Genomic DNA, 13,435 nt, shown 5'->3' on the forward strand with positions numbered 1-13,435 from the left:
TGGAACGCTTAAACTACCAAGCCAAATAGCCTTCCGGTAGGCTCATATATACCGAGCTACATATTTCCGAATGAACCTATGTTGGCGAAGGCATCCAAGATGCTGATGAGCAGCTAGGCCATCTTTAATCTAGCTGCGTGATATAATCTTGATAAGACACTATTCGAGTTTGCTACGGGGGAACTTAAAACGCTTTATGCGAACCTTCCGACCCTCCCGATGAACTGATATCGTTCTAGGGAACAACCTAACCTTCAAAGGGCTGATGCTTTGTCCTAGTGCTTTCACTAGGTATCACATGGGGTGGCTTCCATTCCGTTCTTTTCAAGAGACGGGCAAAAAGGCAGTTAGGGTATACGTAGTCTGTAAAACGATATTAGGGTAATTATTCGCAAGATATATAAATAACCTCCCACAGGTTGTTTGGTATCACCCTAGCGGAAGGAGAAGCTGTGTCTAAAGCAATTCTGTGATCAGCAACGTTTATAGATATTAAGCCTTATTTATATTCAGAAGCGGATTTAAAGAAACTGGCTTAACATCCGTCTTTAGAGATGTTGAATTTGTTCTACAAGTAAACATACCTTCGTTCTAACAGGAAATAGAACTACGAACGTGCAAGATTTAGAAGTTCACACCCTAATTTCGCTACCACTCTCCTATCAGGGAACCTCTGAAGTGCGGTAATCCTCGAAGATGCAAATCTTTATGCCATCGATAGATAGAGCCCCTTCTCGACGAATTATCTTTATAGTCCACTCCGCTATTTCATAGCATTGATCCCAACTTACATTGCTAACATTCAGACCCATATTGCCACCAATTAGATAGACACGCTCGTTATAGCGTTTACAAACTTTATGCACGGCACTGAAAATATCCATGCTCTTGTTCAACGCCTTATCAAAGCGGATAGTAATCTGCATTTCATTACCTTTCGTCTTTACAGAAGTCTTCATGACAACAGGCATAATGTTAGAACTCGCTTGGATGGATGATTGCCCCATATGGGCAATTCCCGATCGATAATCGAAACCAATGCGGCACCGACGCCCAGTTCCTTCATCAGCTTTGATAGCATCGTATCCGATACCGGCCCGCCTTTTCCTTTTCCCATGAGCCGGGAAAGCAGATCGTCACCAGTTCGCTTAATGGCTGTATTTTTATTCTAGGATGCATTTGTATCGGTAAGACAAGCTATAGACCGAACAAGAATTCTTGATCCACCTTCATCACCATGTTTCCACGACTTAACAACCTTTGCCTGTCGAATGACAATCGGGTTCTGACCTTTACATTTAAGCCATCTATTGATGGCCTCGACATACACCGTGTTCATTATCAACTCCTCTGCGTATTTGGCTTGCCTCGTTTACGAACAGGATCATCCTGCGTAATAAAGACCAACCTCCAGTAGTAGGACGTGCCGCAAGCCATGCCGACACGGCGGCACGCCTCCAGCCCACGGCTCTTTTGCTTCCGATAAGGATTGGGCGCGGGAATTGCCCACGTGAGATCATGACATACAGTTGGGATTTGCTGATCCCGATGATTTCCAACAACTCTTTTCGGCGAATTAGTCCTTCGATCATCGCTCCGCCTCCTTGGCTGGTTGGGCGGCGCTTTAGTAGTCGATTCGCGACGTGTCCAGCAGAAAATCGCCTCGTATGCCGAAACTTATTTGATCTTACAACAACGAAATCACTAATCTAATTTGAGATACTTAAGTGATAACTTTAGACGAGATTATTATGCTGTTTAATTTTGCTGAATATACTGCGACCAATCATCCATCAGCTTTCGCCGCTTTGCAAAAAGGTCCGACCGTGCATATGCCGCCTCTGCCTTGTCCTTAATAACATGCGCCAAGGCAAACTCGATCACCTCGCGCGGATGGCTGGTTGCTTCGCCAGCCCAATCCCGGAATGAGGATCGGAAGCCATGTGGAACAGCGGCGATGCCAAGCTCCTTCATAAGCTTTGAAAGGGTCATATCTGAAAGAGGCTTGCCATCCTTCGTACCCGGAAAGACCAGATCATCGCCCTCACGGCGCAACGCTTTTGCTTCTTCCAAGATAGCTATGCACCGTGGCGGCAATGGCACCCGATGCGGACGCTTCGTTTTCATCCGCGTAGCTGGAATAATCCATTCGGCTTTCTCGATATCAACCTCGATCCATTTTGCCTCGCGCGTTTCTCCTGATCGCGTAGCAGTTAGGATAAGGAACTCTGTTGCCAGCTTGGTCGCTGTGCCAGCTTCGGACCTCCTTACTTTACTTATAGCATCCGCCACGGCCTCGTAAGGAAGGGCCGCGCGGTGCTTTACGCTGGAGCGATCATGCTTGGGCAAGGCTTTCGATATAGCTTCCGCCGGATTATCGCCGCGCCATCCTTGCGCCATCGCCCACTTCATCACCGTCCCGATACGTTGTTTAACCCGCCGCGCGGTCTCTGGGCGAGTGTTCCATATGGGCGTAAGCGCCGACAGCACGTCCGCATTCGTTACGGCGTCGATACGCTTAGTGCCAAAGATCGGGGAAGCGAACGCTTCTAGTGTGTTTAGCCATTGCTGACCGTGCTTGGCGTTACGCCATGTCGGGGCTGACAGATCGTAGACCTTTTGCGCACACTCTTTGAAGGTCAGAATGGTCGTAGAAGCCCTCCTAGACGCAAGAGGATCATCGCCAGCCCTTGCCTGCCTACGATGCTCCAAGGCCCTCTCACGGGCTTCTGCAAGGCTTACAAGCGATGTTGATCCTAGGCCTATATCGGTCCGTTTCTTATGGATCATCAACCTTTGTACCCATCGCTTCGCCCCCGATGGATCGACTTTCAGGTACAGGCCATTGCCATCGGCATAGAAGCCGGGCGTGCTAACGGTCTTCACAAACGCCGCTGATAGGCGCTTCTCACGATGCTGGCCGGCTGGCTTTATCCCTGACATAGCGCGATCTTACCCAACATCACGCCCAACATAAAGATCAGGAATATGCAGGATTGCTTTGGACTCTGCAGGACCATTAATCGACGTAAGCTACTGAAACGGCGGATTTCTATAGACTCTGTCGGACCACGTTGGACCACCAAACGGCGGACTCCCGCTCCGCCATCACTTTATCCCTGTTATTGAACGGCCTAACATCAAGAAGCACTTGAGCGCTTCAGCGGTTCGGACGCATCTTGCCGATGGGCTATCCGATGGCATCGTCAGCAGTTCTTGAACAACGTCGTGGCGCCGGTGGATGCGGCGACACGCTAGATCAAGCCGGGCGCGGACGAGCGACGCCGGCCATCGACGTGCGCGACCCTCAACCCACCTCCAGAACGACGGGCAACCTCTCCCAGCTGTTGACGACGTTGGAGGGAAATCGCACGGGCGCTCCGTCAAGCGAGACGGATCTGAAACGCTCTAGGAACTCCTCCATGAAGATCCTGGTTTCCAGTCGCGCGAGTTGAGCGCCAAGGCAGTTGTGCCGGCCGACACCAAAGGCGAGGTGGCGATTGGGGCGACGATCGATATCGATAGTGTCGGGTTCGTCGAAAACATCTTCGTCACGGTTGGCCGAAACATAGTACATCACCACCGGATCGCCCGCGCGAATGGCGACCTCTCCGATCTTCGTGTCCTCGCGGGCGGTGCGACGCATATAGTATATCGGCGACGTCCAGCGCAGAAACTCCTCGATGGCGAGCGGCAGGCGGCCGGGTTCCGCTTTCAGCGCGACATGAAGATCGGGGCGATCGCACAGTTCGAGCATGATGTTGGAGAGGAGAGTGCGGGTGGTCTCGTTGCCCGCGACCAGCAATTGCGCGAACTGCCCGGCAAACTCCACCTCGGCGAGACGCTCCTCCTTCTCGAAGGATCGCAGCATGTTGCGGACCAGTCCGCTGCCGCCGTCACCGGCGCTCTGCCGCGCGAGCTGAAGGCCGTAATCGCCGATCTTCTTCATCGCTTCGGCGAACGTCCTGTCATTCTCGGAGCGGACGACCGCGTCGCCCAGAGCGAGCATGTAGGAGCGATCGGCTTCCGGTACGCCGAGGAATTCGCATATCGTCAGCAACGGCAGTTCCGCGGCCATATCGTAGACGAACTCGCAGCGCCCGGCGGAAGCGGCGCGATCCATGATGGCGCGGGCCGTGATCCGGAGCCACCCCTCCAGTCTTGCCAGGCTTGTCGCCGTGAACCAGTCGCTCAGCTGAGCGCGCAGGCTGGTATGTAAAGGCGGGTCGGACGTCAGAAGCGATCCGGGTATCCCTTGGCCGCTCTCGATATCCTCGACGAAGACGCCCCTCGCGGAACTGAAGGAGCGCGTGTCGGTAGAGATGGACACGATATCCCGGTATTTCGTAATTGCCCAGAAACCCGGATATCCGTCCGCCTCGTGCCAGGATACCGGGCTGCTGGCCCGGAGTTCCTTGAAAACCTCGTGCGGAACACGGGGAACATAGCTTTCCCGCGCCGCGAGCCGGATCGGGCACGTGCCGCCCTTATCACCTGTCACCCAACCCTCCGCACCTTCTTAAATGGGAGTGGTCACTCTAGTTTTGTTGGACAGTATGTCAATCGGCGCCGGCGAGGTAGGCGATGCCCATCCGGATCGTCTCCGCCTCGAACTCGCCTGCGTTCACCGCGATCTGCGCGCCCGATACGGTCCCGTCGTGCAGGATCGCGAGGGCCGTGGCGTTGCGGAACAGCGTGTGGAAGTAGCGCGTGCGGTAACGAAGATGACGCCGACGGCCGATGTCACTGCTGCGAAGCGCCTCGTAGAGCCGGTTGGCCAGTTTCTTGTTGAGACCGAGCGTGCGCGCGGCGACGGCATCGTTCTCAAGGCGCACCGTTTCGATCAGCCTGACTATCGCCACGTCCTCGCGGAACTGCCCAAGGATGAGCTTGACGTAAGACGTGACGATCTCGGCGTGATCCACCGAACCGGATTCCCGCAGCCGTTGAAAATACTCGTCGAACACACTCAGGCGTTCACGATAATAGGCGTCCACGATCGTCATCAAGATCGTGTTCTTGTCCGGAAAGCGAGAATAGATCGCACCCGGCGAGGTGGCGGACGCCTCCGCTATGTCGCTGATGCTCGTATTCGTATATCCCCGGGTGAGGAACAGATCGATCGACCGATCGACGATGCGCTGGAGGGTCGCCCTGCTCCGCGCCTGCACCGGCATCGCGATCGTCGTCGATTTCGCGAGCCACTGCATGACATCGATCCTCGCGAGATTTCCTGGGTAGAACGCCATTCTGAACTCTCAAGAGGTGGAGGAGGGTCGCCCGCCGCATGATCCGCTCGATCATCCGGGTGCCGGATGCTCGCCCGACGGGTCGCCACGGATGGCCTGTACCACGCGCTCCGGCGGGATCAACGCGGGCGCCGGTCATGCCGGGCGATCACGCGGCCGGCAGGGCCGTCGCCTTCGCACATGGCCACGACGACTTATTCGCGGCCGAACAGCTTGGCCAGGTTGCGTGCGTCCAGCTTCACCCAGGTCGGCCGGCCGTGGTTGCACTGGCCGGAATGGGGCGTCACCTCCATCTCGCGCAGCAAGGCGTTCATCTCGCCGACGGAGAGGATGCGGCCCGCCCGCACGGAACCGTGGCACGCCATCGTCGCCGCGACATGATCGAGCCGCTCGCGCAGCGACAGCGCCTCGTCATAGGCGGCGAGATCGTCGGCGAGGTCGGTGACGAGGCCGCGCGCGTCGCCCGCGCCCAGCATCGCCGGCGTCGTCCGCACCAGCATCGCCTTCGGGCCGAAGCGATCGAGCGTCAGCCCCAGCTCGGCGAGTTCGCCGGCGCGCGCCTCCAGCCTGTCGCAGGCGGGCTCGTCCAGTTCCACCACCTCGGGCAGCAGCAGCGCCTGCGCCGGCACGCCGCCCTCGGCCAGGGCGCGGCGCATCCGCTCCAGCACCAGCCGCTCGTGCGCGGCATGCTGATCGACGAGGACGAGGCCGTCGTCCGCCTCGGCGACGATGTAGGTCGCCGCCACCTGCCCGCGCGCCACGCCCAGCGGATGGTCGTGCGCGTCGGGCGGCGGCGCGCTCGCCGGCTCGGCGCGCGCCATCGGGGCGTAGGCGTGGCTGCCGTCCCACACGGCCGACTGCGCGGGCGGGCCGGCGGCGTAGGACGGCGGGCGAGGCGGCGGCGCCGCGCCCCCTACCGGCCCGCGCTGCCACAGGCCGAGCGACCCGGCCGACGGCTGCTGCGCGCTGCGGTGTCCTGCCGCGTCCAGCGCGGCGCGCAGGCCGCCGACGATCAGCCCGCGCACCAGCCCCGGATCGCGGAAGCGCACCTCCGTCTTGGCCGGATGCACGTTCACGTCCACGTCCGCGCCCGGCAGATCGACGAACAGCGCGACCACCGGGTGGCGATCGCGCGCCAGCATGTCCTGATAGGCGCCGCGCACCGCCCCCACCAGCAGCCGGTCGCGCACCGGCCGGCCGTTGACGAACAGATACTGATGATCGGCCACGCCGCGGTTGAACGTGGGCAGGCCGGCCACGCCGCCGAGTCGCACGTCCTGCCGCACATGATCGAGCGCGACGCTGTTCTCCACGAGCGCGCGGTCGGTCAGCGCCGCCACCCGTTCCGCCCGGCTGTCGGCCGGCTGCACGGCGATCGCGCGGCGGCCGTCATGCTCCAGGGTGAAGCCGATCTCCGGCCGCGCCATCGCCAGCCGCTTCACCACGTCGACGCAGGCGGCATATTCGGCGCGGGCCGATCGCAGGAACTTGCGCCGCGCCGGCACCCGCGCGAACAGGTCGGCGATGCGGATGCGTGTGCCCGGGGGCAGCGCCGCCGGGCCCTCCCCCGCCAGCGCGCCGTTGTCGACGATGCGGTGCCAGCCGTCCGCCCCGCGCACCCGGCTCTCGATCGTCATGCGCGCCACGCTGGCGATCGAGGGCAGCGCCTCGCCGCGGAAGCCCAGCGTGCCGATCGACTCGATGGCGCCATCCACCAGGAGGGCATCGGGCAGCTTGGAGGTGGCGTGCCGCTCCAGCGCCAGCGCGATCTCGTCCGGCGCCATGCCGCAGCCGTCGTCCGTCACCTCGATGCGCGCCAGCCCGCCTTCGGAGAGGCCGATCGCGATGCGCGTGGCGCCGGCGTCGATCGCGTTCTCGACAAGCTCCTTCAGCGCACTGGCCGGCCTTTCGACCACTTCGCCGGCCGCAATGCGATTCACCAGATGCGGCGGGAGCCGGCGTATTGACATGGCACATCCTCTAGCCCAAGCGACGGCCTCCCGCGACCGCCATTCACCTTTTCCTGACGCAGCGCTAGGGCGTGGGCCGCGATGCTGCACCACAAGACGGGCGATTCGATGTTCTTCACGCGCTGGTTCAAATTCATGTCGCACGACATGGCGATCGATCTCGGCACCGCCAACACGGTCGTCTACGTGCGCGGGCGCGGCATCGTGCTGAACGAGCCGTCGGTGGTGGCGATCGAGACGCTCGACGGGATGAAGAAGGTCCGCGCTGTGGGCGAGGACGCCAAGCTGATGCTGGGCAAGACGCCGGGCACGATCGAGGCGATCCGCCCCTTGCGTGACGGCGTGATCGCCGACATCGACGTGGCGGAGCAGATGATCAAGCACTTCATCCAGAAGGTGCACGGCCAGCGCCGCTTCCCCCGCTGGCCCGAGATCGTGATCTGCGTCCCCTCCGGCTCCACCAAGGTGGAGCGGCGCGCCATCCGCGATGCCGCCTCCAACGCCGGCGCATCGCAGGTGTGGCTGATCGAGGAGCCGATGGCCGCCGCGATCGGCGCCGGCATGCCGGTGACGGAGCCGATCGGATCGATGGTCGTCGATATCGGCGGCGGCACCACCGAGGTCGCCGTGCTGTCGCTGCGCGGCCTCGCCTACACCACCAGCGTGCGCGTGGGCGGCGACAAGATGGACGAGGCGATCTCCTCCTACGTCCGCCGCAACCACAATCTGCTGATCGGCGAGGCCACGGCCGAGCGGATCAAGAAGGAGATGGGCATCGCCAAGATGCCGGCGGACGGGCGCGGCCAGACGATCCACATCAAGGGCCGCGATCTCGTCAACGGCGTGCCCAAGGAGATCACGATCAACCAGGCGCAGGTGGCCGAGGCGCTGAGCGAGCCGGTGTCCGCGATCGTCGAGGGCGTGCGCATCGCGCTGGAGAATACCGCGCCGGAGCTGGCCGCCGATATCGTCGATCAGGGCATCGTCCTCACCGGCGGCGGCGCTTTGCTGCAGGGGCTGGACGAGGTGCTGCGCGAGGAGACCGGCCTGCCCGTCACCGTCGCCGACGAGCCGCTGATCTGCGTCGCGCTCGGCACCGGGCGCGCGCTGGAAGAGCCCGTCTTCCGCGGCGTGCTGCAGACCGCCTGAGGATCAAGGCGCCGGCGCCGTGGCGACGCCTCCCCATCGGCGTCCCGGTTTCTCCCGGCGGGCGCAGTACGGCCTGTTCGCGGGGTATGTCGTCGCGGTGCTGGGGCTGCTCGGCGGGCTCGGCCTGATCCTTTCGGCCCGGCTCGATCCGGCGGGCTTCGCCCTGCTGCGCGGCGCCGCGATCGATGCCACCGCGCCGCTCTCCGCCGCCGGCCGCGCGGTGGTGATGACGCTCTCCTCGGCGGGAGACGGCGTGGCCGCCTATTTCGACGCCGCCAGCCAGAACCGCGCGCTCAGGACGGAACTGGATGCGGCGCGCGGCCGGCTGGTGGAGGCGCGGGCGCTCGACTTCGAGAACCGCCGGCTCAAGCGGCTGCTGCGGCTCACCCAGGATGCGCCGGGCACGATTGCCGTCGCCCGCATCGTCTCCTCCACCGCCACCAGCCCCCGCCGCCTGGCCGTGCTGCATGCCGGCGCCGGCGACGGCGTTCGCTCCGGCCAGCCGGTCCGCTCGCCGGAGGGGCTCGTCGGCACCGTCGTCGCGACCGGGCGGATCGCCAGCCACGTGCTGCTGCTCACCGACAGCGGCAGCACCGTGCCGGTGCGGCTGGCGCGCAGCGGCGTGGCGGCGCTGGCGACCGGCAAGGGCGACGGACGGATCGAGCTGCGCGCGCTGATCGCCGGGGCCACGCCGTTCCGCCGCGGCGACATCGCGCTCTCCTCGGGCACCGGCGGCGTCTTCCCGCCGGACATCCCGGTTGCGGTGGTCACGGCGGTGAACGGGGATGTCGCCACCGCCTGGCCGCTCGCCGACCCCGCCCGGCTCGATTATGCGACGGTGCTGGGCGTGTTCCAGCCGGATGTCCCACCCCCGCCGCCGCCCGCCAAGACGCCCGCGAAATGAGCATCGACGACGCCGCCCGCCCGCGCCTGCTGCCACCGCGCGCGCGGGCGGTGCCGGTTCTCTCGACGATGGCCGCCTCGCTGCTGCAGGCGCTGCCGCTGGTCGCCACGGCGCCGGTGCTGCCGCCCACCGGCCTGCTGATGCTGCTGGGCTGGCGCCTGCTGCGGCCGGAGCTGTGGCATGCGTGGGTGGCGCTGCCGCTCGGCCTGTTCGACGATCTCGTCGGCGGCCACCCGCTCGGCACCGCGACGACCTTGTGGACCAGCGGCTTCCTCGTCCTCGACATGATCGACGATCGGCTGATCTGGCGGGATTACTGGGTGGAATGGGGCGTCGCCACCGCGCTGATCGCCCTCTGCGTGATCGGCGGCTGGTGGATCGCCCGCTTCCTCTACGGGGAGAGCGCGTTCGCCGGCGTCGGCGCGCAGGCGCTCGTCGCCATCTTCTGCTTTCCCGCCGTCGTGCGGCTCTGCGCGATGCTCGACCGCTGGCGGCTGAGGCGCTAATGCCGCGAGCATGAGGCGGCCGCCCCGCATCGTTACCGAACACGCCCAGGGTTTCACCTTCACGCGCCGCGCGCTGGTGCTGGGTGGGGCGCAACTGGCCGTGGGCGGCGTGCTGGCCGGGCGCATGGCCTGGCTCTCGATCGCGCAGAACGAACGCTATCGGCTGATGGCCGAGAGCAACCGCGTGCAGCTGATCCTCATCCCGCCGCGGCGCGGCTGGATCGTCGATCGCCACGGCCGGCCAATCGCGATCAACCGCACCGATTTCCGCGTCGATCTGATCCCCGATCAGCTGCACGATCCCGATCGCGTGCTGCCGGCACTCCAGCGCATCCTCTCGCTGCCGGACGAGGAGATGGAGCGCATCCGCGAGGAGCTGGCCAAGGCCGCCGGCTACCAGCCCGTGCCGGTGGCGGAGCGGCTGGACTATGATCGCTTCGCCGCCGTCAGCGTGCGGCTGCCCGATCTCGCCGGCGTGGCGCCGGCGCGCGGCTACTCCCGCTTCTACCCGACGGGCGCCGCCGTCGGCCATCTGTGCGGCTATGTCGGCGCCGCTTCCGCCAAGGATTATGAGGCGACGCACGATCCGCTGCTCATCACGCCCGGTTTCAAGATCGGCAAGGAAGGTCTTGAAAAGACGATGGAGCCGCTGCTGCGCGGCCGTCCCGGCGCCAAGCGCAGCGAGGTGACGGCGCGCGGCCGCCTCGTCCGCGATCTGGAGACGCGACCCGACGTGGCGGGCCGCACGCTGCACCTCACGATCGACGCCGGCCTCCAGGACTATGCCGCCCGCCGCCTCGGCAACGAGAGCGGATCGGTGGTGGTGATGGACTGTCGCAGCGGCGACCTGCTCGCGATGGCGTCGATGCCGGCCTATGATCCGAACAGCTTCTCGGACGGGATCAGCCACAGCGAGTGGGACATGCTCTCCTCCAACGATCACCACCCGCTCGTCAACAAGGTGCTCGGCGGGCTCTATCCCCCCGGCTCCACGGTGAAGCCGATGAACGCGCTGGCGCTGCTGAACGCCGGCATCGCGCCGGACGAGCAGGTCGTCTGCACCGGCCAGTACCGCCTCGGCAGCAACGTGTTCCACTGCCACAAGCGGCGCGGCCACGGCGCGCTCGATATGAAGCATGCGATCATGCAGAGCTGCGACATCTACTTCTACACGATGGTCCGCCGCATCGGCATCGACGCGCTGGCGACGATGATGCGGCGGATGGGGCTGGGCGCCGAATATGCGCTGCCGGTCGCCTCGCAACGCTACGGCACCGTGCCGGACTCGGCCTGGAAGCTGCGGAAATACAAGACGAACTGGACGATCGCCGACACGATCAACGCCAGCATCGGCCAGGGCTATACGCTGGTGAACCCGCTCCAGCTGGCGGTGATGGCCGCCCGTCTCGCCTCCGGCCGCGAGGTGTCGCCGCGCCTGCTCGGCGGCCGGCCGGGCGCGGCCGCCCCCGCGCTCGACGTGCCGCCCGAGCATTTCGCCATCGTCCGCGAGGCGATGAGCGGCGTCGTCAACGGCGGCGGCACGGGCGGGTCGGCCCGCATGCAGGTGCCGAACGTCCTCCTTGCCGGCAAGACGGGCACCGCCCAGGTCCGCCGCATCACCATGGCCGAGCGGCGCACCGGCGTGCTCAGCGACGCCGCGACGCCGTGGCGGATGCGCGATCACTCGCTGTTCGTGTGCTTCGCGCCGGTGGAGAACCCGCTCTACGCCTGCGCGACCATCCTCGAACATAGCGGCCACATCGTCACCGCGGCGCCGATCGCCCGCGATACGCTCACCTACCTGTTCGATGCGCCGCGCGCGCAGGCGACGCTCGCCGCGCTGGAGGAGAAATGGGGCGGCGACATCCCCACGCGCATGGCCGCGCAGGGCCGCGCCTGGCGCGATAAGAAGGCGGCGGAGGCGAACCCGCCCCCGCCTGCCGAGGCTCCGCCCCCGGCCGCCGCTCCACCTCCCGCCGCCTCTCCCGCCCCGGCCGCTGCCGCCCCCGCGCCCGCCGCCGCACCCGAAGAGGAGCCGGACTGATGCGCGACTCGGTCGTTCCCGCCGCGCTCGCGCGGTTGCCCTGGGGCCTGATCCTGCTCGTGCTGGCGATCGCCAGCTTCGGCCTCGTCGTGCTCTACTCCGCGGCGGGCGGCAGCCTGCGGCCGTGGGCATTCTCCCAGGGCACGCGCTTCGTCGTCTTCCTCGGCGGGGCGATCATGCTGTCGCGCGTGCGCGAGACGCAGATCAAGGCCGTGGCCTTTCCCGTCTACGGGGTTCTCGTGCTGCTGCTGCTGGTGGTGGAGCTGTTCGGCTTCGTCAGCGGCGGCAGCCAGCGCTGGCTCGATCTCGGCTTCATCCGGCTCCAGCCGTCGGAGCTGATGAAGCCGGCGATCGTGCTGGTGCTCGCCCGCTTCTACGATCTGCTGCCGGCCGGCGAGATCCGCCGCTGGCATGCGATCTGGCCGGCCGCGCTGCTGATCGGCGTGCCGGCCTTCCTCGTTATGCTCCAGCCCGATCTCGGCACCGCGCTGATGATCGTGGCCGGCGGGCTGACGATCGCCTTCCTCGCCGGCCTGCCGCTGCGCCTGTTCATCGGCGGCGCGCTGGCACTGGCGCTGGCGGCGCCGCTCGCCTGGTTCTTCGCGCTGCACGACTATCAGCGCAACCGCGTGCTGATCTTCCTCGATCCGGAGAGCGACCCGCTGGGCACCGGCTACCATATCAGCCAGTCCAAGATCGCGATCGGATCGGGCGGGCTGTTCGGCAAGGGCTTCCTCAACGGCACCCAGAGCCACCTCGACTATCTGCCGGAGGGCCACACCGACTTCGTCTTCGCGACGATGGCGGAGGAGTGGGGCATGATGGGCGGCCTGTTCCTGATCGTGGCCTATCTGGCGGTGGTGAACTGGGGCATCCGCGTGGCCCTGCGGCAGACCGGCAAGTTCGCCCGCCTGGCCTCCGCCGGCCTGGCGACGACGATCTTCTTCTACGTCGCGATCAACCTGATGATGGTGATGGGGCTGGCGCCGGTCGTCGGCATCCCGCTGCCGCTGGTCTCGTTCGGCGGCTCCGCGATGATGACGGTGCTGATCTGCCTCGGCCTCTTGATGGCGATCGATCGCGACACCGAACGCCGCTGAGTTTTTTGGATGATACCTGTTTACACCGCCCAAGCCCGATGCTACCCGCGCCGTTCGCAACGCAACCGCCCTCGAAGTTCGGAGGCGGACCGCCGGCGACGGACGCATAGCTCAGTTGGTAGAGCAGCTGACTCTTAATCAGCGGGTCCTTGGTTCGAGCCCAAGTGCGTCCACCACCATCCCGCCAGCAACGCGCCGCTTCGTGTAATCCAGCTCAGCCCCGCCGCGTTAAACGCATCGCCTTGCCCCAAGCAGAGCTCACCCTTCCTCAGCGTGGCGCACGCTACCCGCCGCTCAGCTCCGATCCCAGCTTCAGCGCCTTGCCGCCATCCTCCTGCTCGACGAGGTAGGCCGGGTCGTCCTTGCTGCCGTTGCGGACGATCTTCGATCCCTTGATCGTGCGCTGCACCTTGCGGTCGAACCGCTCGGCCACCTTGCCCTCGGCCGTGCTGCCGGACCAGTGCCACGTCACCTTCTGGCCCACCTTGAAGCTGTTCGCCATCGCCGCTGCTC

Annotated in this window: 12 protein-coding genes and 1 tRNA gene; 6 read left to right on the forward strand and 7 right to left on the reverse strand. The window is 64.5% G+C overall.

Annotation, left to right across the window (positions count from 1 at the left end):
• Nucleotides 1-662: 662 nt before the first annotated feature.
• The 6 genes from GNT64_RS11410 to mutL all read right to left on the reverse strand — a co-directional run bounded on the left by GNT64_RS11410 (nucleotide 663) and on the right by mutL (nucleotide 7,219).
• Entirely contained in the window at nucleotides 663-959 is a 297-nt protein-coding gene (locus GNT64_RS11410) for a hypothetical protein (RefSeq protein WP_156679634.1), read from the reverse strand.
• 348 nt (nucleotides 960-1,307) lie between these two features.
• A complete protein-coding gene (locus GNT64_RS22285) occupies nucleotides 1,308-1,592 on the reverse strand; it encodes a helix-turn-helix transcriptional regulator (protein ID WP_156679635.1) in 285 nt (94 codons plus the stop codon).
• Nucleotides 1,593-1,758: 166 nt separating this feature from the next.
• Nucleotides 1,759-2,886, reverse strand: a complete 1,128-nt coding sequence (locus GNT64_RS11420) for a tyrosine-type recombinase/integrase (RefSeq protein ID WP_197276958.1) — start codon at nucleotides 2,884-2,886, stop codon at nucleotides 1,759-1,761.
• A gap of 421 nt (nucleotides 2,887-3,307) precedes the next feature.
• Nucleotides 3,308-4,501, reverse strand: coding sequence for a cytochrome P450 (locus GNT64_RS11425; RefSeq protein WP_156679637.1), 1,194 nt, complete (start codon nucleotides 4,499-4,501; stop codon nucleotides 3,308-3,310).
• Between the two features lie 58 nt (nucleotides 4,502-4,559).
• A complete protein-coding gene (locus GNT64_RS11430; protein WP_197276959.1) occupies nucleotides 4,560-5,177 on the reverse strand; it encodes a TetR/AcrR family transcriptional regulator in 618 nt (205 codons plus the stop codon).
• 266 nt (nucleotides 5,178-5,443) lie between these two features.
• Nucleotides 5,444-7,219 carry a DNA mismatch repair endonuclease MutL gene (gene mutL, locus GNT64_RS11435; protein WP_156679639.1) on the reverse strand — a complete coding sequence of 592 codons (1,776 nt, stop codon included), beginning with the start codon at nucleotides 7,217-7,219 and terminating at the stop codon, nucleotides 5,444-5,446.
• 108 nt (nucleotides 7,220-7,327) lie between these two features.
• On the opposite strand from mutL, the gene GNT64_RS11440 reads away from it, so the two are divergent.
• The 6 genes from GNT64_RS11440 (at nucleotide 7,328) to GNT64_RS11465 (ending at nucleotide 13,098) form a co-directional block, all read left to right on the forward strand.
• Nucleotides 7,328-8,368: a rod shape-determining protein gene (locus GNT64_RS11440; RefSeq protein WP_156681576.1), complete on the forward strand. Its 1,041-nt coding sequence runs from the start codon at nucleotides 7,328-7,330 to the stop codon at nucleotides 8,366-8,368.
• A gap of 19 nt (nucleotides 8,369-8,387) precedes the next feature.
• Entirely contained in the window at nucleotides 8,388-9,272 is an 885-nt protein-coding gene (gene mreC, locus GNT64_RS11445; RefSeq protein WP_156679640.1) for a rod shape-determining protein MreC, read from the forward strand.
• The gene (locus GNT64_RS11450) at nucleotides 9,269-9,778 is read left to right on the forward strand and encodes a rod shape-determining protein MreD (RefSeq protein WP_156679641.1); all 510 of its coding nucleotides are present in this window, start codon (nucleotides 9,269-9,271) and stop codon (nucleotides 9,776-9,778) included. The genes mreC and GNT64_RS11450 overlap by 4 nt, the downstream gene beginning before the upstream one ends.
• A 10-nt stretch (nucleotides 9,779-9,788) precedes the next feature.
• On the forward strand, nucleotides 9,789-11,822 hold the full coding sequence (gene mrdA, locus GNT64_RS11455; RefSeq protein ID WP_156679642.1) for a penicillin-binding protein 2: 2,034 nt from the start codon (nucleotides 9,789-9,791) through the stop codon (nucleotides 11,820-11,822).
• Nucleotides 11,822-12,922 carry a rod shape-determining protein RodA gene (gene rodA, locus GNT64_RS11460; RefSeq protein ID WP_197276960.1) on the forward strand — a complete coding sequence of 367 codons (1,101 nt, stop codon included), beginning with the start codon at nucleotides 11,822-11,824 and terminating at the stop codon, nucleotides 12,920-12,922. Before mrdA ends, rodA begins: the two co-directional genes overlap by 1 nt.
• A 100-nt stretch (nucleotides 12,923-13,022) precedes the next feature.
• Nucleotides 13,023-13,098, forward strand: a tRNA-Lys gene (locus GNT64_RS11465).
• A gap of 107 nt (nucleotides 13,099-13,205) precedes the next feature.
• On the opposite strand, the gene GNT64_RS11470 is transcribed toward GNT64_RS11465, so the two are convergent.
• A complete protein-coding gene (locus GNT64_RS11470) occupies nucleotides 13,206-13,424 on the reverse strand; it encodes a hypervirulence associated TUDOR domain-containing protein (protein ID WP_156679644.1) in 219 nt (72 codons plus the stop codon).
• Between the last annotated feature and the right edge of the window lie 11 nt (nucleotides 13,425-13,435).

Origin of the sequence: Sphingomonas profundi, assembly GCF_009739515.1 — a bacterium.
Taxonomy (GTDB): domain Bacteria; phylum Pseudomonadota; class Alphaproteobacteria; order Sphingomonadales; family Sphingomonadaceae; genus Alterirhizorhabdus; species Alterirhizorhabdus profundi.

Coding starts and splice junctions, on each gene's coding strand:
- rodA (WP_197276960.1), top strand. CDS start 11,822: ATGCGCGACTCGGTCGTTCCCGCCGCGCTCGCGCGGTTGCCCTGGGGC.
- mrdA (WP_156679642.1), top strand. CDS start 9,789: ATGAGGCGGCCGCCCCGCATCGTTACCGAACACGCCCAGGGTTTCACC.
- GNT64_RS11440 (WP_156681576.1), top strand. CDS start 7,328: ATGTTCTTCACGCGCTGGTTCAAATTCATGTCGCACGACATGGCGATC.
- GNT64_RS11450 (WP_156679641.1), top strand. CDS start 9,269: ATGAGCATCGACGACGCCGCCCGCCCGCGCCTGCTGCCACCGCGCGCG.
- GNT64_RS11470 (WP_156679644.1), bottom strand. CDS start 13,424: ATGGCGAACAGCTTCAAGGTGGGCCAGAAGGTGACGTGGCACTGGTCC.
- GNT64_RS11410 (WP_156679634.1), bottom strand. CDS start 959: ATGAAGACTTCTGTAAAGACGAAAGGTAATGAAATGCAGATTACTATC.
- GNT64_RS11430 (WP_197276959.1), bottom strand. CDS start 5,177: ATGCCGGTGCAGGCGCGGAGCAGGGCGACCCTCCAGCGCATCGTCGAT.
- GNT64_RS22285 (WP_156679635.1), bottom strand. CDS start 1,592: ATGATCGAAGGACTAATTCGCCGAAAAGAGTTGTTGGAAATCATCGGG.
- mutL (WP_156679639.1), bottom strand. CDS start 7,219: ATGTCAATACGCCGGCTCCCGCCGCATCTGGTGAATCGCATTGCGGCC.